Annotated in this window: 20 protein-coding genes; 10 read left to right on the top strand and 10 right to left on the bottom strand. The window is 63.1% G+C overall.

The annotated features are described in order from the left end of the window. Nucleotides 1-17: 17 nt before the first annotated feature. Together D906_RS11415 and D906_RS11420 are read right to left on the bottom strand one after the other, a co-directional pair. The gene (locus D906_RS11415) at nt 18-377 is read right to left on the bottom strand and encodes an MmcQ/YjbR family DNA-binding protein (RefSeq protein ID WP_019098579.1); all 360 of its coding nucleotides are present in this window, start codon (nt 375-377) and stop codon (nt 18-20) included. Next, nucleotides 370-1,272, bottom strand: coding sequence for a LysR substrate-binding domain-containing protein (locus tag D906_RS11420; protein ID WP_019098580.1), 903 nt, complete (start codon nt 1,270-1,272; stop codon nt 370-372). Before D906_RS11420 ends, D906_RS11415 begins: the two co-directional genes overlap by 8 nt. 133 nt (nt 1,273-1,405) lie before the next feature. Here D906_RS11420 and D906_RS11425 point away from each other — a divergent pair, with 133 nt between their 5' ends. Next, nucleotides 1,406-2,017, top strand: a complete 612-nt coding sequence (locus D906_RS11425; RefSeq protein WP_019098581.1) for an FMN-dependent NADH-azoreductase — start codon at nt 1,406-1,408, stop codon at nt 2,015-2,017. A gap of 234 nt (nt 2,018-2,251) precedes the next feature. Here the strand turns inward: D906_RS11425 and D906_RS11430 are convergent, their stop codons facing one another. Continuing rightward, entirely contained in the window at nt 2,252-2,851 is a 600-nt protein-coding gene (locus D906_RS11430; protein ID WP_019098582.1) for a helix-turn-helix domain-containing protein, read from the bottom strand. 39 nt (nt 2,852-2,890) lie between these two features. Then, a complete protein-coding gene (locus D906_RS11435; RefSeq protein WP_027615197.1) occupies nt 2,891-4,843 on the bottom strand; it encodes an FAD-dependent oxidoreductase in 1,953 nt (650 codons plus the stop codon). Nucleotides 4,844-5,020: 177 nt separating this feature from the next. Between D906_RS11435 and D906_RS11440 the strand changes: the two genes are divergently transcribed. The 6 genes from D906_RS11440 to D906_RS11465 all read left to right on the top strand — a co-directional run bounded on the left by D906_RS11440 (nt 5,021) and on the right by D906_RS11465 (nt 9,029). Further along, on the top strand, nt 5,021-6,064 hold the full coding sequence (locus D906_RS11440) for an ABC transporter substrate-binding protein (protein WP_027615198.1): 1,044 nt from the start codon (nt 5,021-5,023) through the stop codon (nt 6,062-6,064). A 32-nt stretch (nt 6,065-6,096) separates the two neighbouring features. Then, nucleotides 6,097-6,852, top strand: a complete 756-nt coding sequence (locus D906_RS11445) for a class II aldolase/adducin family protein (protein ID WP_019099051.1) — start codon at nt 6,097-6,099, stop codon at nt 6,850-6,852. 121 nt (nt 6,853-6,973) lie between these two features. Further along, complete coding sequence (locus D906_RS11450) at nt 6,974-7,858, top strand: O-acetylserine/cysteine exporter (RefSeq protein ID WP_019099052.1); 885 nt, start codon at nt 6,974-6,976, stop codon at nt 7,856-7,858. Nucleotides 7,859-7,927: 69 nt separating this feature from the next. Continuing rightward, nucleotides 7,928-8,248, top strand: a complete 321-nt coding sequence (locus D906_RS11455; protein WP_019099053.1) for a YbjQ family protein — start codon at nt 7,928-7,930, stop codon at nt 8,246-8,248. A gap of 138 nt (nt 8,249-8,386) precedes the next feature. Beyond that, nucleotides 8,387-8,575 (top strand): hypothetical protein, encoded by a 189-nt coding sequence (locus D906_RS11460; RefSeq protein WP_003253897.1) that lies wholly within the window; start codon nt 8,387-8,389, stop codon nt 8,573-8,575. 142 nt (nt 8,576-8,717) lie between these two features. Then, nucleotides 8,718-9,029 (top strand): hypothetical protein, encoded by a 312-nt coding sequence (locus D906_RS11465; protein ID WP_025752985.1) that lies wholly within the window; start codon nt 8,718-8,720, stop codon nt 9,027-9,029. Nucleotides 9,030-9,075: 46 nt separating this feature from the next. Here the strand turns inward: D906_RS11465 and D906_RS11470 are convergent, their stop codons facing one another. Both D906_RS11470 and ampC read right to left on the bottom strand, forming a co-directional pair. Further along, the gene (locus tag D906_RS11470; protein ID WP_003253895.1) at nt 9,076-9,408 is read right to left on the bottom strand and encodes a hypothetical protein; all 333 of its coding nucleotides are present in this window, start codon (nt 9,406-9,408) and stop codon (nt 9,076-9,078) included. Nucleotides 9,409-9,709: 301 nt separating this feature from the next. Further along, entirely contained in the window at nt 9,710-10,852 is a 1,143-nt protein-coding gene (ampC, locus tag D906_RS11475; protein WP_097156164.1) for a class C beta-lactamase, read from the bottom strand. A gap of 120 nt (nt 10,853-10,972) precedes the next feature. On the opposite strand from ampC, the gene D906_RS11480 reads away from it, so the two are divergent. Continuing rightward, the gene (locus D906_RS11480) at nt 10,973-11,965 is read left to right on the top strand and encodes a bile acid:sodium symporter family protein (protein WP_371105380.1); all 993 of its coding nucleotides are present in this window, start codon (nt 10,973-10,975) and stop codon (nt 11,963-11,965) included. A gap of 47 nt (nt 11,966-12,012) precedes the next feature. Here D906_RS11480 and D906_RS11485 read toward each other — a convergent pair whose 3' ends face one another. Continuing rightward, nucleotides 12,013-12,606, bottom strand: coding sequence for a DUF4157 domain-containing protein (locus tag D906_RS11485; protein WP_019099057.1), 594 nt, complete (start codon nt 12,604-12,606; stop codon nt 12,013-12,015). After that, nucleotides 12,593-13,156 carry a TetR/AcrR family transcriptional regulator gene (locus D906_RS11490; RefSeq protein WP_019099058.1) on the bottom strand — a complete coding sequence of 188 codons (564 nt, stop codon included), beginning with the start codon at nt 13,154-13,156 and terminating at the stop codon, nt 12,593-12,595. Before D906_RS11490 ends, D906_RS11485 begins: the two co-directional genes overlap by 14 nt. 89 nt (nt 13,157-13,245) lie before the next feature. Here D906_RS11490 and D906_RS11495 point away from each other — a divergent pair, with 89 nt between their 5' ends. Further along, complete coding sequence (locus D906_RS11495) at nt 13,246-13,977, top strand: SDR family oxidoreductase (RefSeq protein ID WP_019099059.1); 732 nt, start codon at nt 13,246-13,248, stop codon at nt 13,975-13,977. A 30-nt stretch (nt 13,978-14,007) separates the two neighbouring features. After that, nucleotides 14,008-14,622: a 2-hydroxychromene-2-carboxylate isomerase gene (locus D906_RS11500; protein WP_019099060.1), complete on the top strand. Its 615-nt coding sequence runs from the start codon at nt 14,008-14,010 to the stop codon at nt 14,620-14,622. An 80-nt stretch (nt 14,623-14,702) separates the two neighbouring features. On the opposite strand, the gene D906_RS11505 is transcribed toward D906_RS11500, so the two are convergent. Further along, nucleotides 14,703-16,016 carry a hypothetical protein gene (locus D906_RS11505; RefSeq protein WP_019099061.1) on the bottom strand — a complete coding sequence of 438 codons (1,314 nt, stop codon included), beginning with the start codon at nt 16,014-16,016 and terminating at the stop codon, nt 14,703-14,705. 90 nt (nt 16,017-16,106) lie between these two features. Continuing rightward, a complete protein-coding gene (locus D906_RS11510; RefSeq protein ID WP_019099062.1) occupies nt 16,107-17,600 on the bottom strand; it encodes an aldehyde dehydrogenase in 1,494 nt (497 codons plus the stop codon). Between the last annotated feature and the right edge of the window lie 172 nt (nt 17,601-17,772).

Raw genomic sequence — 17,772 nt, forward strand, 5'->3', positions numbered from 1 at the left:
AGGCCGGTACAGGTAGTTCACATCATCAACCCTACCTGCAAGCGCTTCGGCAGCCGGCGCACCACCAACTGGTGCGAGCGCTGCAGCAAATCTGTCAGCTCATCACGCCCCATGGAGTAGGGCTGCGCCATGCTGATCCATTTTGCCCGCGCCAGATAGGGCGCAGGTCTTACCCCTGGGCGGTCGCAGTAGCCGAGAAACAGTTCATCGGCCACCTTGAACGACAAACCCGCACCGGCCAGGTCGAGCACGGCGAACATCTTGTTGCCCGCTACTGAAAACACCCGAATGCCACCCCATTTGTAGTCTTCTCGGGCACCCGGCAGGCTCAGGCAAAACGCTGCCACTTCGGCTTCGCTCATCTTCCCCTCAGACATACCGTTCTCCACAGGCCTCGAATGATGCCGCCAGGTGATCGATCCATACCCGAACTGCAGGCAGTACACCCCGCCGGTGGGGGTATACCGCTTGCAGGTAGCCACCCGGTAGCGACCAGTCTGGCAGCAGGCGCACCAGTTCGCCGCGTTCCAGTTCTTCTTCGCAGAACATGCTGGGCAGCGCAGTGAACCCTAGTCCGGCCCGTACAGCAGCATTACGTACTACGAAATCATCAATGGCCAGGCGCGGCTCCAAAGCAATTTCCTGCTGCTTGCCCTGTGGACCGAGCAGGCGGAAGTGTACCAAGCGGTCGGCTTCGGCGGCCCCCAGCACGGGCAACGACGCCAACTCTGCAGGTTCGCGAATGTGATCGGCGAACCCGGGGGCAGCCACCAGCTGCATTTGCGCCTGGCGAAGGCGGCGGGTGACCAGCGCCGGGTCTTCATCGCCCAGGTCACGCACGCGCAGCGCCACGTCGATGCCTTCGGAAATCAGGTCGACCCGGCGGTTGAGCAGCACCATGTCCAGTTGCACCAGCGGGTACTGCTCAAGAAAACGGCTGATCACATCTGGCAGGAACGCGTGTGCCAGCGCCACCGGGCATGACACCCGCAAGCGCCCGCGCGGTTCACTGCTCATGCTGGCTACGGCTTCATCGGCAGCTTCGGCTTCCAGCAGCATGGCCTGGCAATGATGCAGGTAGCGTTCACCTACTGCGGTGAGCTTGAGCTGCCGCGTGGTGCGTTGCAGCAGGCGCGTGCCAAGGCGTTCTTCCAGTTCGGCGATGCGCCGCGACAGGCGCGACTTGGGGATGCCCAGCTGGCGCCCGGCTGCGGCGAATCCACCGGCTTCGACGACGCGCGCGAAGTAAAAAAGGTCGTTAAGGTCTTGCATGGGCCTGTCTCACTGTTCCACCTGTGGGACAAACTAACGCATTTTTGCCTCCTTATCAGCCATTGCGCACCCCGGTAGGATTCTCCCCATCGTGATCGCCCACTGACGCGGTCTTCAATCACAGGAGAGTCCCATGAAACTGTTGCACATCGATTCGAGCATCCTGGGCGACAATTCCGCCTCCCGCCAGCTGAGCCGCGAAGTGGTCGAGGCCTGGAAAGCAGCCGACCCAAGCGTGGAAGTGGTTTACCGTGACCTGGCCGCTGACGCCATCGCCCACTTTTCCGCCGCCACCTTGGTAGCTGCCGGTACCCCTGAAGACATGCGCGATGCTGCCCAGGCTTTTGAAGCCAAGCTCAGTGCTGAAACCCTGGAAGAATTCCTGGCTGCTGATGCTGTAGTCATTGGCGCGCCGATGTACAACTTCACAGTACCGACCCAACTCAAGGCCTGGATAGACCGCGTGGCCGTTGCCGGCAAAACGTTCCGCTACACCGAAGCTGGCCCGGAAGGCCTGTGTGGCGACAAGAAGGTGGTGCTGGTTTCCACCGCCGGTGGCCTGCACGCTGGCCAGCCGACGGGCGCGGGGCATGAGGACTTCCTGAAAGTATTCCTGGGCTTCATCGGTGTCACCGACCTGGAAATCGTCCGCGCCCATGGCCTGGCCTATGGCCCGGAACACCGTAGCCAGGCGATTGACGCTGCCCAGGCTCAGATTGCCAACGAGCTGTTTGCTGCTGCCTGATGGCAAGGATGGGGCCTGTCACGGCCCCATTGCGCCCCAGTGGAATCGCGTGCTGGCAGGACATCACCGCGTAGTTGCCAAGCTCGTCGCCCAAGGCGGAACGTATTTTTGCGCCGCGGTCGACCACTACCACGCGTAACGCGGCGTCTTCACCCAGGATTTTGCGCAGCCGTGCCGGCCTCAAGGTAGACCCTATCGAGGGTCAGCAGTGTTACCAAGGCCTGCGGGAGTGCTTCAAAATGTTGGCGGCGTGATCACCCAGATCACCACGGCATCCACTTCGCCGGGGTTGCCATAGCGATGGGGTTCCTGGCTGGAAAAGCTGAAACTGTCGCCTTCACCCAGCTGGAAATGCCGCTCGCCCACCCAAAGCTCGAAGCTGCCGCTGAGGAGGTAGCCAGCTTCTTCACCCTCATGGCTGTAGCTTTGCTGGCTGTAGGTGCCCGGGGGGAAGCGTGAGTGCAGGATTTCCAGCTGGCGGTTGGGTTGCGGGGTAAGCAACTGATCGACAATGCCATCTTCGTAATGCACGCTCAGGCGGCTGTTGCGCCGGACAACGTAACCCTGGTCTTCGGGGGCGGTGGTGGCTTCGCTGGCAAAGAACCACTGGATGGTCACGCCCAGGCTGCGGGCGATGTTGAACAACGCGGGGATCGACGGATAGGAAAGGTTGCGCTCCAGCTGGCTGATATAACCGGCAGTCAGTTCACTGTGTGCAGCCAACTCCGCCAGCGTCATGCCACGGCGCTTGCGCAGGCCGCGGATGCGGGTGCCCAGGAACTGCGGCGCTGCGCCCCCGGCTTCACTGGCGGGGGGCTGGGGAAGTTGGCTCATGCACGTCGGTCCATCGTAAAAGCCGCAGTATGTACAGCCTCAGAGCGACCAGGCAACCGTCAGGCCGTCGTGAATCGCTTCTTCGGCGGTGCGCGGCGCCAGGCAGTCGCCAACGCGCCGCACTTCCACCAGGCCAGCCAGCTCGCTGGCCAGCCTGTCTTCAGGCTGATGACCCAGGCACAGCACCAGGGTGTCGATACCCTCGAAGATCATCGGCTCGCCACTGGCGGTGTGCTGCAAGTACACCGTGTTGTCGTCGCTGCCATACAGGCGCGCGTAAGGGGTGATGGGGATGCCCAGGCGATGCAACTCGCCGGCCAGTTGATCACGCACGTACAGCGGCAGGCTTTCGCCGCAATGGGTACCGTTAACCGCCAGCTGCACGTGATGCCCCTCGCGCACCAGGCGTTCGGCGATGCCTGGGCCGATCCAGTCGCAGCGCCAGTCGATGACCAGCACCGAGCGCCCCGGCTTCACTTCATTGCGCAATACCTGCCAGGCGTCGACCACCTGCAAGTCACCGGTGCGTTCGAACGCTGGCCAGTAAGGGGTGGCACCGGTGGCGGCAATGACCAGGTCGGGGCGCTCGCGCTCGACCAAGGTGCGGTCGACCCGGGTGTTGCGCACGACTTCCACGCCGGCCAGGGCCATTTCCCGCTGCAGGTTGGTGCTGGCCCCACCGAACTCGGCGCGGCGCGGTAGCAACTGGGCCAGCAGCACCTGGCCGCCGAGCTGGGGGCCGGCCTCGTACAGTGTTACCTGGTGCCCTCGGGCAGCGGCCACGGCGGCGGCCTTCATGCCAGCTGGCCCGCCGCCGGCCACGAGGATGCGCTTGGGGCTGGCCGTGGGCGTCAGTTGCCCGTATTGCAGTTCTCGGCCGGTTTCGGGGCGCTGGATGCAGGAGATGGCCAGGCCACGGTGGAAGTGGCCGATGCACGCCTGGTTGCACGCGATGCAGGCGCGTACATCTTCGACCTGGCCGCGTTCGGTCTTGTTCGGCATCAACGGGTCGCAGATCAAGGCTCGGGTCATGCCGCAGACATCGGCCTGGCCGCGGGCCAGAATCAGTTCGGCTTCCTGGGGCTGGTTGATGCGCCCGGTCACGAACAGCGGGATAGCCAGCTGTTGCTTGAAGGTAGCGGCCTCGCGGGCCAGGTAGGCGGGCTCGATGGCCATGGGCGGCACGATATGCAGGGCGCCTCCCAGTGATGCTGAAGTGCCGGCGACGATGTGCAGGTAGTCGGGTTGGCCCTGCAAGGCAACTGCGGCGGCCAGTGACTCATCCTCGCTCAGGCCCTGGCTGTCACGTTCGTCGGCGCTGATGCGCAGGCCGATGATGAACTGCTCGCCGGTGGCGGCTCGCACGGCGGCCAGCACTTCACGCAGGAACCTCAGGCGTTGTTCCAGTTCACCGTTGTAGCCGTCGCTGCGCAGGTTCACACGTGGGTTGAGGAACTGCGCGGGCAGATAGCCATGGCTGGCCACCACCTCGACACCATCCAGCCCGGCCTGGTGCAGGCGGCGGGCGGCGCTGGCGTAGCCCTGGACGATTTCATCGATCATCGCCTGGTCCAGCGCGCGCGGCATGACGCGGAAGCGTTCGTTGGGCACCGAAGACGCCGAGTACGCCACCGCCAACAGGCCGTCTGCCGACTCCATGATCTCCCGCCCGGGGTGAAACAGCTGCGAGAGCACCACGGTACCGTGCGCATGGCAGGCCTCGGCAAGCTGGCGGTAGCCGTCGATGCAGGCATCGTCGGTGGCCATCAGCACATGCGAGGTGTAACGGGCGCTGTCATGCACCCCGGCAACTTGCAGCACGATCAGGCCTACGCCCCCCGCGGCGCGGTCACGCTGGTAGGCGATCAGTTTGTCATTCACCAGATTGTCGGTAGGCAGGCAGGTGTCGTGGCCGGTGGACATGATGCGGTTCTTCAGGCGTTTGCCGCGTATCTGCAAGGGTTCGAACAGGTGAGGGAAGGCGGTCTGCATACAGGCGGCTCCGGTGCGGTGTTGTTCTTGTTTTGTTTATGAAAGTGTAGCGCCAGTAAAAAATCAACTTGTTTTTTTACTGGTGCGCGACTAGGTTTTGTTCACCCTCACGGCGAGGGCGTGACCTCACAACAACAAGAAAACGGGCCTTCGCGGCACCGGAAGGAGGAAACTACGATGCAGGTATTCCCATGTGTGAGCGGCCTTTGTACGGCGCTGCTGGCCCTTGGCCTGGGCAGTGCGCAGGCCGCGCCAGAGATGGTCGTGGTCGCTTATGGTGGTGCTGGCCAGAAGGCTCAGGACGAGGCGATCTTCAAGCCGTTCAGTGCGCAGGACGGCAGCAAGTTGATCCAGAGCGAATACAACGGCGAGATGGCGCGGATCCAGGTGATGGCCGACACCGGTAACGTCGACTGGGACGTGGTGCAGATCGAAGGGCCGGACTTGATGCGTGGCTGTGACGAGGGCGTGTACGAGCACCTTGACTGGAAACGCTTGGGCCATGCCGCCGAACTGATCCCTGATGCAGCGCAGGACTGCGGCTCGGCTGCGCTGGTGTGGAGCGTGGCGATCGCTTACGACCGCAACAAGCTGGCCCAGGCACCGACATCGTGGGCCGACTTCTGGGATGTGAACAAGTACCCGGGCAAGCGCGGCCTGCGCAAGCGTGCGGTGTACAACCTGGAGTTCGCCCTGCTGGCCAATGGGGTCAAGGTTGAAGATGTCTACCAAGTACTGTCGACTCCGGCCGGGGTTGAACGTGCCTTCGCCAAACTGAGTGAACTCAAGCCCTACATCCAGTGGTGGGACGCGGGCGCCCAGCCAGCGCAGTGGTTGACTGCAGGCGATGTGGTGATGACCTCCACCTACAGCGGCCGCATCGCCGTGGCAGCACAACAGGGCAGCCCGCTGGCCGTCGTGTGGCCCGGTAGCCTGTATGGCATGGATTACTGGGCGATCATAAAAGGCTCGCGGCATGTGGATCAGGCCAATCGGCTGATTGCCTATGCCAATCAACCGGATACCCAGGTGCGTTATGTGCAGCAGATTCCGTATGGGCCTACCAATACCCAGGCTGCTGCCAGGCTTGACCCGGCCTTGGCCGACTGGGTGCCCACTTCGCCACAGAACCTGCAAGGGGCGCTGGCGATGAATGTGAAATTCTGGGTTGACCATGGCGAAGAGCTGGAACAGCGCTTCAATGCCTGGGCGACCAAGTAGTTTCGTGCCATTTCATCAATCAGGGCAATACCATGACCGCAACGGAACAGCACTTGCGCCAGGAGTTGGCGGCTTGTTATCGGCTGATCGCGCACTTTCGCATGAGTGACCTGATCTTCACCCACATTTCCCTGCGCCTGCCGGGGCCGGAGCATCACTTTCTCATCAACCCGTACGGCCTGCTGTTCGATGAAATCACGGCCTCCAGCCTGGTGAAGATCGACCTGCAGGGCAGGCTGGTGGAACCCACGCCGCACTCGGTCAACCCGGCCGGCTTCGTCATTCATAGCGCCATTCATGCCGCCCGCGAGGATGCCCAGTGCGTGCTGCACACGCATACCCGGGCCGGGTGTGCAGTAGCGGCGCTGGAATGTGGGCTGCTGCCGGTGAACCAGATGTCTATGGAGTTTTACGGCAAGGTGGCTTACCACGCTTACGAGGGTATTGCGCTGGACATGGATGAGCAGCAACGGCTGGTGGCCGATCTGGGCGACAAGCCGGTGATGATCCTGCGCAACCATGGCCTGCTGACAACCGGGCGCAGCGTGGTCGAAGCTTTTCTACGCATGTATTACCTGGAGAAAGCCTGCGAGATCCAGTTGGCGGCGCAGAGTGCCGGGCAACTGGTTTTTCCGCCCCCGGCGGTGTGCGCGCATACCGAGCGGCAATTCAATGACCCGGGCAGGGGGGTGAAGCAGGGGGAGCTGGCGGACCCGGATGCACTGCAATTGGCATGGGCGGCGCTATTGCGGATGCTGGAAAAGACCGCGCCTGGCTTTCGGGATTGAACGGATGCAGTAACAGTCACTGTTGCGCAACCCTTGGCCACAACTGTGCTGGTCGCTGCCGAAGGAATAGCCTTATGCTGTAACGAAATATGTCTAGAAAAGCCTGAAGAAGGAACCCGCAATGCCGCTCAAGGACCTGCTCATCGCCCTGGTGGTGATTGTCGCCTGGGGAGTCAACTTCGTGGTCATCAAGGTTGGCCTCGATGGCTTGCCGCCGATGTTGCTGGGAGCATTGCGCTTCTTGTTGGTGGCGTTTCCGGCGATCTTGCTGGTCAGGCGGCCCAAACTGCCGTGGCGCTGGCTGATCGCCTACGGGGCCACCATTTCGCTGGGCCAGTTCGCCTTCCTGTTCCAGGCCATGTACAGCGGCATGCCGCCAGGGCTGGCCTCGTTGATTTTGCAGTCGCAAGCGTTCTTCACCCTCGGTTTCGCGGCATTGTTCCTGGGTGAGCGGCTGCGCCTGGCCAGCGTGCTGGGGCTGCTGGTGGCGGCCAGCGGCCTGGCATTGATCGGCAGCGAAGACGGCGGCCATGTACCCATGCTGGCGCTGGTGCTGACCCTGTGCGGCGGTGCCATGTGGGGCCTGGGTAACATCATCACCCGGCGGTTTGGTTCGGTTGACCTGGTAGCACTGGTGATCTGGGGCGGCCTGATCCCGCCGTTGCCGTTCCTGGCGTTGTCCTGGTGGCTGGAAGGGCCTGAGCGCATTGGCCATGCGCTGGCCAACATCAGCTGGAGCTCGGTGCTGGCGTTGGCGTACCTGGCCTTTGTCGCCACCATGCTTGGCTACAGCTTGTGGAGCAAGCTGTTGTCACGCCACCCGGCTGGCAAGGTGGCACCTTTTTCGTTGCTGGTGCCGGTGATTGGCCTGAGTTCGTCTGCATTGCTGCTGGGCGAACGGCTGACCGCAACCCAAGGTTGGGGGGCATTGCTGGTGATGGCCGGGTTGCTGGTAAACGTGTTTGGTGCGCGGCTTGGCCAACGCTTGCGCGCGGCCAACGCGTAAAGCGGCCCCATCTGCCGGACTGCGCTCTGTTAGAATCGGCCTCTTTTGCCAGGCCAGCGGAGCGCACCCATGATCATTTCTACCACCAGCCAGCTCGAAGGCCGCCCGATTGCCGAATACCTGGGCGTGGTCAGCTTCGAATCGGTGCAGGGCATCAACTTCGTGCGCGATTTCTTTGCACGCTTTCGTGATGTGTTCGGCGGCCGTTCGCAAACCCTGGAGCGCGCGCTGCGCGAGGCGCGCGAGCAGGCAACCGAAGAACTCAAGGCTCGGGCACGCCAGTTGCAAGCCGATGCGGTAGTGGGTGTGGATTTCGAGATCAGTATTCCGTCGGTACAGGGCGGTATGGTCGTGGTATTTGCCACCGGTACGGCAGTGCGCTTGAAGTAGAGCGGGTTGCCACTGGTCGGGTGCCGGAATCTTGTCCGGGCGGTCCGCAAATGACCAGCTAGTCTCATTTTCACAGGCCGCGTTTCCTGGGCAGCTCTTCTGGTTGCCGACGCGACCGCCACTGGAGGGAGACAGGGCATGAGCGAATCCTTTTTCGAAGACCTGAATGACGCGTTCCCGATCAACAGCCAGGTGCGTTGCGGCCAGGCGGCCTTTCGTCTGGGCTTCGCCCACATGACGCTGGATGATTCCGAACAGCTCCAGCCTGCACACCTGCAGCGCAGCAAAAAAGGCCGCTTCATGCCGCGGGTTCCGCTGAAGAAGTGAATCCCGCCCCCTACATGACCCCGCTGAATGGCGGGGTTTTTATTGCGCTTTGTTGATCCGCCTCATGGCATTGCCGGGTAGCACTCGCCGGCTGGCCGAGGTTGTGGTTTTCTGGTGGGGCATTCCAGTAACGGAGGATTGAATGCTCATGCGAGTCAGGGAACAGACCTATTGGCAGTGGGCCGACGCCCAACTGCACAGCCGCAGCCACGATGAAGCCCTCAGTGACGGCACCACGCTGGATGTGCAGGTGCGCCTGTCACGCCTGGGGGCCACCCAGCTGTTTTTGGGGTTGTACGCTGGAGATGGGCGCGCACTGCTGGAGGAGTACTACCCGACACGGCCGGGTGAGACCATGACCCGCGCCCTGGTATGGGGTGTCAACCGCGCCCGGGCGATGGCAACCGGTGCCTTGCCCTTGCCAGAAAACTGCAGCCAGCGGCGCCAGGCATGAAAAAGCCCGGCCAAAGTGGGCCGGGCTCAGGTATAGGCGGGAACCCTCAATTGAGCGGTTCGATCACCTTGACTGCCTGCTGCTCACGGGCAGCGGGCCATTCTTGTTGCAGGGTCTGCAGCACGCGGCCAACGAACTCGGTGTCGGCGGCGGCCTTCTTGCCGACGTAGCCCTGGCCACGGCGGTAGACCTTGAAGCGTGCACGCATGCTGGGCAGGTGCTCTTCAAATTCATCTTCGACGGTGTTCGGTGGCAGGCGGTCGAGGCGCACTTCACCGGTTTGGCTGACCCACAGCAGGTGGTCGTCAAGGCTGTCTTTGCGCACGGCGAACAGCTGGGCCAATTGGTCGATAGTCGGATTGTTGTTCAAGTTCATCATAAAGCCCCCATTACCCATTCGTAGGTGATTTTCACAGTTGGCGCTACCACGGTGTAGCGCACTACCAAGGCTGCTACAGCAGCATCGCAACAGGGGCTTTCTCACGCTGCCTTTTGGACAGTTTCCCTCTCCACGGACGGCCTGCGTTACCGCGCAGGCCGTCTGGAACACCCTTGCCACCGCTCCCGATCGGGGAGACGGCTTCATCATGCACAAGGGCGATGAACGGCGTCAACCATTTTGTAGTGAATATTTTTTGGCACTACATTTCTGTCGTTTTGTTCGACAATCGCTGCTCGTACTACAGGCCGGACAGTATCTCGAAGGCGGCGCGCACCCGCGCTTCGTTCGGGTAGTTTCGGTTGGCCAGCAATACGATCGCCAGCTGTTCGGAAGGCACGAACGCGGCGTAGGCCCCAAAACCGTTGGTTGAACCGGTCTTGTTGTACCAGGCAGCCGGCTGGGCGGGCAGGGCCGGTTGCAAGCGTGTGGTTGCCTGGGGTTCACGGATCAGCCGCGGGCTGTTGCCATCGACCAGCGTGGCCAGGGTTGCCGGGTAGGGGTAGCGTTCCCAGCCCAGGCCCTGCGTCATGGCGCCGACCTGGAAGTAGCCTTGCTGGGTGATGTCGATGGCTTTCACCAGTGCCGGTGGCAAGCCTTCAGGCTGCATCTGCAGGCGCACGTAACGCAGCAAGTCGCTGGCACTGGTCTTGATGCCGTAGGCTTCGTCGGCGTACGGGCCGGGGCCAACGCGCACCGGTTTTTCGGCGGCATCGTACCCTTGGGCATAAAGGGCCTGGGCGCTGGCCGGGATGTGCAGGTACGTGTTCTCCAGGCCCATTTTCGGCAGCAGGCCTTCGGTCATCAGTGTGGCGAACGGCTGGTGCTGCGCGCGGGCGGCAAGGTCACCAAACAAGCCAAGGCTAGGGTTGGAATAGCAGCGTTGCGTACCGGGCTTGGCGTGGGGCTGCCAGTGTCGGAAGAAATCGACGACCTGCTGCGGGCTTTGCACTGCATCCGGGAACTGCAAGGGCAGGCAGTCGGCACTGTAGGCGCCCAGTTCCAGCACCGTCGCGTCGCCGATGGGCGTGCCGGCCAGCGCCGGGTGGTAGCGCTTGGCCGGCGCTGTGAGGTCCAACTGGCCCTCGGCACTGGCCAGTGCAGCCAGGGTGGCGGTGTAGGTCTTGCTCACCGAACCGATCTCGAACAGCGTGTCACGGCTCACCGGCACGTTGTCGGCCTTGCTGGCCACGCCGTAGCTGAAGTAGTGCGCGTGGTCGCGGGCGTAGATGGCCACGGCCATGCCACTGATGCCTTGCGCCTGCATCAGTGGGCGGATGATACGGTCTACCTTGGCTTGCAGCTGGTCATCGGCCTTGGCGTTGGCATGGCCCAAGGTGAGGGTAATGGCGGCCGCGAGCGCGGCCAGGCGGGAGAGGGGCATGGTGGGGGTCCTTTTGTGGAGCGTGTCCGTTGAGCGATACCAGTGGGGGTTCCGGCGTTAGCGGCGAAAAGCCGCAGACCTTATCGTTTGCCCTTGCACAATGACAAGATGGACACAGTGATGAAGTATTTGCGCATGTTATTCGACAATTTCACCCTGGCCTTGCTCGGGGTGGTGCTGATAGCCACCGTGCTGCCTTGCTCGGGCGATGGCGCAGTGTATTTCGGTTGGCTGACCAACCTGGCCATCGGCCTGCTGTTCTTCCTGCACGGCGCCAAGCTGTCGCGTGAGGCGATCATTGCCGGTGCCGGGCACTGGCGCCTGCACCTGCTGGTGTTCTCCTGCACGTTTGTGCTGTTCCCGCTGCTGGGCCTGGCCTTCAAGCCGCTGTTCGTGCCGCTGGTGGGTAATGAACTGTACCTGGGCGTGCTCTACCTGTGTGCCTTGCCTGCTACCGTGCAGTCGGCCATCGCGTTCACTTCGCTGGCCCGTGGCAATGTGCCGGCGGCCATTTGCAGTGCTGCCGCGTCCAGCCTGCTGGGCATCTTCCTTACCCCGTTGCTGGTGATGATGCTGCTGGGCGCCAGTGGCGACACCGGCTCTGGCCTGGATGCCGTGCTGAAGATCACCCTGCAACTGCTGGTGCCGTTCGTGGCGGGGCAGATTGCGCGGCGCTGGATCGGCGCCTGGGTCAAGCGCAATGCCCGTTGGCTCAAGGTGGTGGACCAGGGCTCGATCTTGCTGGTGGTGTACACCGCCTTCAGCGAGGCAGTCGTCACCGGGCTGTGGCACACGGTATCGCCGCAGCATCTGGCCGGGTTGTTCGCCGTGTGCGGGATTTTGCTGGCGGTGGTGCTGTTCGGCACTCGTCTGCTGAGCAAGGTGCTGGGCTTTGACCTGGAAGACCGTATCACCATCCTGTTCGCCGGCTCCAAGAAGAGCCTGGCGACCGGCGTACCGATGGCCCAGGTGTTGTTCGTGGGTAGCGGCATTGGTGCGATGATCTTGCCGCTGATGCTGTTCCACCAGATCCAGCTGATGGTCTGCGCGGTGTTGGCGCAGCGTTATGCCAGCCGAGAGCAGGTGGCAGAAGAGGCATCGGCGGCGTCCTGAAAAACCAAGCGCAGCGGACGCGCCCACAGCGTCGCGCACCGCTGCTGCTATCTGGCCTGGCCCGAGCCGCGTTCGCGCAGTGCTTTGCCCACCTCTGCCTCGATCTTGTAGGCCGGTCCCTCCAGGTCGTCGTAGTCGCGCGTATAGCGCCGGGCGAATTCCTCTACCCCCAGTTCCTGATATTGCTGCACATGCTTGAGCTCATGCGCCCACAAGGCCACGTTGTTTTCGGCGTCGTCGGCCCGGCGGAAGATGATCGTGTCGATCAGCGTCACAGCGTTCACATCAGGGTTTTGCAACAATGCATTGGCCGCGCTCATCTGCTGTTCGTCACCCACCCGGAAGCGCGCTGCGTCAAGCACGGCAAAGTCGTACCAAGGTTCGAGTTGCGCCCGGATATGCAGCGGGATTGGCTCGACGCCGTTGGCGGTGGCCTCATCCCTGGCCTGGCGCAAGGCGAACGTCAGGCTGGAAGACGCCATGACCTCCACATCCTTGAGAATCTGGCCGGCCTGACCAGGGTCTATCGGTGCACAAAAACACTCCATCAGGCACACTTGGTATTGCCCGGGTGGGCACGCTTGTTCGGCAAGCGCGGGCAGCGCCAGCGTGAGGCCCAGTAGCAGGCTAATCCGCTTCATGCAGAGCCTTTTCGACAAACTGGCGGCTTGCGTCCAGCACCTGCGACTGCACCCGCTCAGTGGCCAGCATGCGCCCGACCATCAACGCACCGACGCATTGGCTGATGAGCACCCAGGCCAGTTGATCATCCTCCAGTGTTGCACTCCAGGCCTGATGCAGGCTGACCAGCCAGTGCTCGGCCTCTTCGCGCACGGGTGCGGCGGCCCGGGCGATTTCCACACCCAGCGGCGGCAGCGGGCAGCCACCCTCGGCATTGTTCAGGTGGGCCAGGCTCAGGTATTGCTGCAGGCAACGGCCCAGCCGCTCGCGGCTTGCCCCCGAACTGGCCAGGCGTGCCAGCGGGCTGTTGCACAGCTCCTGGCGTACCACTTCAGTGAACAGGTCGTCTTTGGACGGGAAGTGGTTGTAGAAGGCGCCGCCGGTCAGGCCGATCGCTTTCATCAGCCCGGCCACGCCGGTGCTGGAAAAACCTCCCCGCTTGGCCAGCGCGCCGCTGCTGGCCAGCAGCCGCTCGCGGGTTTGCTGTTTATGTTCATGGGAGTAGCGCATTCACATGCCTCTGCACACGGACTTGACGATGATCGCGATCTTAACATAGCGTTCGTTTACTAAACGATCATTCACCAATGGAGGCAGGCATGGCAGAACAACAAAAAGTAGTGCTGGTGATTGGTGCGGGCGACGCCACCGGGGGTGAGATTGCCAAGCGCTTCGCCCGCGAGGGTTATGTCGCTTGCGTGACCCGGCGCCAGGCCGAAAAACTGCAACCGTTGCTGGAGGAAATACACGCTGCCGGCGGCCAGGCCCATGGGTTTGGTTCTGACGCGCGCAAGGAGGATGAAGTGGCCGCGCTGGTCGAGACTATCGAGCGTGATATTGGCCCTATCGAGGCGTTTGTCTTCAATATCGGTGCCAATGTTCCCTGCAGCATTCTTGAAGAAACCCCGCGCAAGTACTTCAAGATCTGGGAAATGGCCTGCTTTGCCGGTTTTCTCACGGCTCAAGCAGTTGCCCGGCGCATGGTCCAACGTGAGCGTGGCACCATTCTGTTCACTGGCGCCACGGCTGGCACGCGTGGTGCAGCCGGGTTCGCCGCTTTTGCCGGGGCCAAGCATGGCTTGCGTGCCCTGGCCCAGAGCATGGCGCGCGAGCTGGGGCCGCGGAACATCCATGTCGCGCATGTGGTGGTAGACGGGGCCATCGACACGGCATTCATCCGTGACAGCTTCCCCGAGCGTTACGCCCTCAAGGATCAGGATGGCATCCTCGACCCCGCGCACATTGCCGACAGTTACTGGTTCTTGCACGCCCAGCCGCGAGACGCCTGGACATTCGAACTGGACCTGCGCCCCTGGATGGAACGTTGGTAAGCCCCTCTCACCCAGCAAGGACCGAAACCCATGCACAACACCCTCGATTTCTATTTTGACCTGGGCAGCCCGGCCAGCTACCTGGCCTGGACGCAACTGCCGGGCCTGTGCGCTCGCCAGGGTGCCACACTGCGCTACCGGCCAATTTTGCTGGGAGGCGTTTTCCAGGCGACTGGCAATGCTTCGCCGGCCATGATCCCGGCCAAGGGCCGCTACATGTTCACCGACCTGGCGCGCTTTGCCGCTCGGTATGGCGTGCCCTTCGGCATGCCGCCGGGGTTCCCGGTCAATACGCTGAGCTTGATGCGCGGCGTGATCGGCACCCAGTTGCATTCACCGGAGCGGTTCGAGTCATTGCTGTCGGCGCTGTTCAATGGGCTGTGGGGGCAGCGGCGTAACCTGGGCGACAGCGCCGTTCTGGATGAAGCACTGACAGCGGCAGGCTTCGATCCACAGGCTTTTCACGCACTGACGGCTGACGGTGAAGTGAAGGCGGCGCTCAAGCAGGCGACCGAAGCGGCTGTGGCGCGTGGGGTGTTTGGTGCGCCGACCTGTTTTGTGGGTGAGGCGATGTTCTTTGGGCAGGACCGCCTGGACTTTGTCGAGGAGGCGTTGAGTCAAGGGGCTAGCAGCTTTTCCAGCTGAGTGCGCTCCCCCGGTACTGCACAAGGCTCAGGCTTTGTGCAGTACCGGGGGAGCTGGCTTGCCTGCGATAGGGCCTTGAGTCAGAAGAAGGTGCCGACAATCAGTTGCATATAGGCTCCGGTATCCCGGCTACCCAGTTGCGTGCCCCCATTATCCGCACTGCGCTCCGGCTTGTAGAACCCCACCAACGGGCTGATCAGCAGGTGGTCGTTGACCATCCATTCCACATACAGGTCCAGCTCCCGCCCGCCGAGGTTGCCCGGGTCCGTGTCCAGCGTGTCGAAGTCGAAGTACAGTGCGCCCACAGTCAGGTTGTCCCGCGGCTTGCCTTTGAGCGCCATGTGGTGCACTTGGCTGTTCTTGTTGAACGGCCCGGCATAGTTGGCCGCCACTTCACCCTGGAACCAGGTGCCATAACCCCGGCTCAGGCCATAGAACAGTGGGTCGAAACCTTCGGAAAAGCGGCTGTAGCGGTAGGTGGCGGTGGGCGACCAGGGGAGCTCGGAGAACGTCCAGCTGCCCTCCAGGTACCAGGCATTCTCACGCCCGCCGGCCTTGTCCTGGGTCACGTATTCGGCGGCCAGCTCCAGGTCTTTCACGCCCAGGTTACCGCGCCCGCGCAGGCTGGCGGTGTCCATGCCGTCGCGGTGCTCCAGACCCATGATCTGCGCGTAGCGCTGGTCAACGTCCAGGCCGCGTATCCAGCTGAGGCCCACGGTGCCGGCGTCGGCGACGTGTTCCAGGTTGGCTACTGCCAGCGACGTGTCGGCCTGGTAATGGTTGTCGGACTTCAGCCACATCAGGTCGCCGCGCCAGCCTTGTTTGCCGCCCAGGCGCAGGACTGCGGTGCGGTCGAAGGCTTTACGGGCGGCCAGGTAGTAGGCGCCGCCACGGTCGAAGTTGGCGCCCAGGTCGACCTTGCCCAGGTTCACCGGGTCACCCTGAATGAGGAAGCCGTCACCCAGTGTCACCACCTGGCGGCCGCCAGAAATGTCTACGCCATCTTCGCCCAAAGCCGGGAACAGGTTGGCCGAGCGCCAGCCCAGGTAAAGGTCTTCGATGGCGGTGCGGCGTTCGTCGCCCAAGGTCAGGCCGGCGGCGTCGCCGTCGCCCCAGGTGGCGGAGCTGAGCAGGTTGAACGCGCCGTAGAATGCGCCTGCATCGGGCAGGGCCTGGCTGCCGCTGAGGCCGTATTTGACGTAGCCCTCCTGCCAGGCGGTGCTGCCGGGCTGGCGGTTGCCGGCCTGGTTGAAGCTTTCGTCGCTGTGGAACACGCCAAACAGGGCTTCGAGGTCGGCGTTGAGGGTGGTGCCGTTGTGGTTGTACAGCTCGTGGGCCTGGGTGAGGGGGGCGGTGATCAGCAGGGTCAGCGTGCAGGCGAGAGTGTGCCTCATGGTGTGCTCCATGGTTTTTTATTGTTGTTTTCGGGCTGCCTGTGCCGGCCCTTTCGCGGGTGAACCCGAAGGGCCGGTACAGGAAAAAGATCAGAGTTTGATCAACACCGATTTGAGCTCGGTGTAATGTTCGATGGCCGCTGCGCCCATCTCACGGCCGACGCCAGACATCTTGTAGCCACCAAATGGCAATGCCGGGTCCAGCGCGCTGTGGCAGTTGACCCAGACCGACCCCGACTTGATACGCGGGATCATCCGGTGCACCGCTGCCAGGTCGTTGGACCAGATGCTAGCGCCCAGGCCATAGGGGTTGTCGTTGGCCATGCCGATCACTTCGTCGATGTCATCGAACGGCATCGCCACCAGCACCGGCCCGAAGATTTCTTCCTGCACCAGGCGGTGGCGCTGGTCGACATCGACAATCACCGTCGGCTTGACGAAGTAGCCCGGGCCAAAGCTTTCGCCTCCGCAGGCGATGGTCGCGCCCAGCTCGCGACCCAGCTCGATGTAGCCGGTGACGCGGTCCTGCTGCTTGGCCGAAATCAGCGGCCCCATTTGCACGGCCGGGTCCAGGCCGCTGCCCAGTTTCATGCCATTGGCGATGCCGGCGATGTCGGCCACCACGTTGTCGAAGTGCTTGCGGTGCACATACAGGCGCGAGCCGGCGCAGCACACCTGGCCCTGGTTGAAGAAGATCGCTGTGGCCGCACCCGCAGCCGCTTCCTGCAGGTTGGCGTCGGGCATGACGATGGTTGGCGACTTGCCGCCGAGCTCCAGGGTGACGCGGGTCATGTTGTCCATGGCCGCCTTGCCGATCAGCTTGCCGACTTCGGTAGAGCCGGTGAAGGTCAGCTTGTCCACGCCGGGGTGGCGGCTGAGCGCGGCACCGGCATTAAGGCCGGTACCGGTGATCACGTTGAACACGCCCGCCGGGTAACCGGCTTCGTCGACCAGTTCGGCCAGCTTGAGCACGCTCAGCGGGGTTTCATCTGCTGGCTTGAGCACCACGGTGCAGCCGGTGGCCAGGGCCGGGCCGAGCTTCCAGCAGGCCAGCAGCAGCGGGAAGTTCCACGCGACGATGGCGCCAACCACGCCGACGGCCTCACGGCGCACGAAGCCGTGGAACTGGTCGTTGGGCATCAACGGCATGGAGGCCTCGACAGTGCTACCCTCGATCTTGGTGGCCCAGCCGGCCATGTAACGCAGGAAATCGATGGCCAACTGCACGTCCATCACCTGAGCCACGGCGGCGCTCTTGCCGTTGTTCAGGCATTCCAGCTCGGCCAGCTGGCGGGCGTCGCGCTCCATCAGGTCGGCCAGGCGCCACAGCAGGTTTTGCCGTTCACGCGGGCGCAGGCGGCTCCATGGCGAGTCGTCGAAGGCCTGGCGTGCGGCGCGCACGGCGCGGTCGACGTCTTCGGCCTCGGCGGCGGGCACTTCACCCAGCACTTCGCCAGTGGCCGGGTTACGGAACGACAGGGTGCGACCGCTGGCGGCCTCCTGCCAGTCGGCGCCGATGCGCATCTTCAGCTTGCGTTCGAGAAAGGCGCGGGTAGCGGGCAGGATGGGCAGTTCAGAAAGCATGGGGCTGTGCCTCTTGTCATTGGGTGTGACGGGCACAGGCGCAATGGCCGTGCCAAGGTGGGCAATTGGTCGCAAGGTGTTGAAGGCATTGGGTTTTGCCTGGGTGCAAGGCTGTGATTGCAGGTGTGCGCTGTTGCACATTGAGACGCTGTGAGACGGTGGTGAAACAGTG

It is taken from the genome of Pseudomonas sp. LAIL14HWK12:I1 (genome assembly GCF_003202095.1).
GTDB lineage: Bacteria > Pseudomonadota > Gammaproteobacteria > Pseudomonadales > Pseudomonadaceae > Aquipseudomonas > Aquipseudomonas monteilii.

Excerpts from the sequence above, each read along its gene's own strand:
- D906_RS11505 (WP_019099061.1), bottom strand. The coding sequence starts at position 16,016 with ATGAGGCACACTCTCGCCTGCACGCTGACCCTGCTGATCACCGCCCCC.
- D906_RS11510 (WP_019099062.1), bottom strand. The coding sequence starts at position 17,600 with ATGCTTTCTGAACTGCCCATCCTGCCCGCTACCCGCGCCTTTCTCGAA.
- D906_RS11435 (WP_027615197.1), bottom strand. The coding sequence starts at position 4,843 with ATGCAGACCGCCTTCCCTCACCTGTTCGAACCCTTGCAGATACGCGGC.
- D906_RS11465 (WP_025752985.1), top strand. The coding sequence starts at position 8,718 with ATGCTCATGCGAGTCAGGGAACAGACCTATTGGCAGTGGGCCGACGCC.
- D906_RS11485 (WP_019099057.1), bottom strand. The coding sequence starts at position 12,606 with ATGAAGCGGATTAGCCTGCTACTGGGCCTCACGCTGGCGCTGCCCGCG.
- D906_RS11420 (WP_019098580.1), bottom strand. The coding sequence starts at position 1,272 with ATGCAAGACCTTAACGACCTTTTTTACTTCGCGCGCGTCGTCGAAGCC.
- D906_RS11455 (WP_019099053.1), top strand. The coding sequence starts at position 7,928 with ATGATCATTTCTACCACCAGCCAGCTCGAAGGCCGCCCGATTGCCGAA.
- D906_RS11440 (WP_027615198.1), top strand. The coding sequence starts at position 5,021 with ATGCAGGTATTCCCATGTGTGAGCGGCCTTTGTACGGCGCTGCTGGCC.
- D906_RS11460 (WP_003253897.1), top strand. The coding sequence starts at position 8,387 with ATGAGCGAATCCTTTTTCGAAGACCTGAATGACGCGTTCCCGATCAAC.
- D906_RS11495 (WP_019099059.1), top strand. The coding sequence starts at position 13,246 with ATGGCAGAACAACAAAAAGTAGTGCTGGTGATTGGTGCGGGCGACGCC.
- D906_RS11430 (WP_019098582.1), bottom strand. The coding sequence starts at position 2,851 with ATGAGCCAACTTCCCCAGCCCCCCGCCAGTGAAGCCGGGGGCGCAGCG.
- D906_RS11500 (WP_019099060.1), top strand. The coding sequence starts at position 14,008 with ATGCACAACACCCTCGATTTCTATTTTGACCTGGGCAGCCCGGCCAGC.
- D906_RS11490 (WP_019099058.1), bottom strand. The coding sequence starts at position 13,156 with ATGCGCTACTCCCATGAACATAAACAGCAAACCCGCGAGCGGCTGCTG.
- ampC (WP_097156164.1), bottom strand. The coding sequence starts at position 10,852 with ATGCCCCTCTCCCGCCTGGCCGCGCTCGCGGCCGCCATTACCCTCACC.
- D906_RS11425 (WP_019098581.1), top strand. The coding sequence starts at position 1,406 with ATGAAACTGTTGCACATCGATTCGAGCATCCTGGGCGACAATTCCGCC.
- D906_RS11480 (WP_371105380.1), top strand. The coding sequence starts at position 10,973 with ATGAAGTATTTGCGCATGTTATTCGACAATTTCACCCTGGCCTTGCTC.
- D906_RS11470 (WP_003253895.1), bottom strand. The coding sequence starts at position 9,408 with ATGATGAACTTGAACAACAATCCGACTATCGACCAATTGGCCCAGCTG.
- D906_RS11415 (WP_019098579.1), bottom strand. The coding sequence starts at position 377 with ATGTCTGAGGGGAAGATGAGCGAAGCCGAAGTGGCAGCGTTTTGCCTG.
- D906_RS11450 (WP_019099052.1), top strand. The coding sequence starts at position 6,974 with ATGCCGCTCAAGGACCTGCTCATCGCCCTGGTGGTGATTGTCGCCTGG.
- D906_RS11445 (WP_019099051.1), top strand. The coding sequence starts at position 6,097 with ATGACCGCAACGGAACAGCACTTGCGCCAGGAGTTGGCGGCTTGTTAT.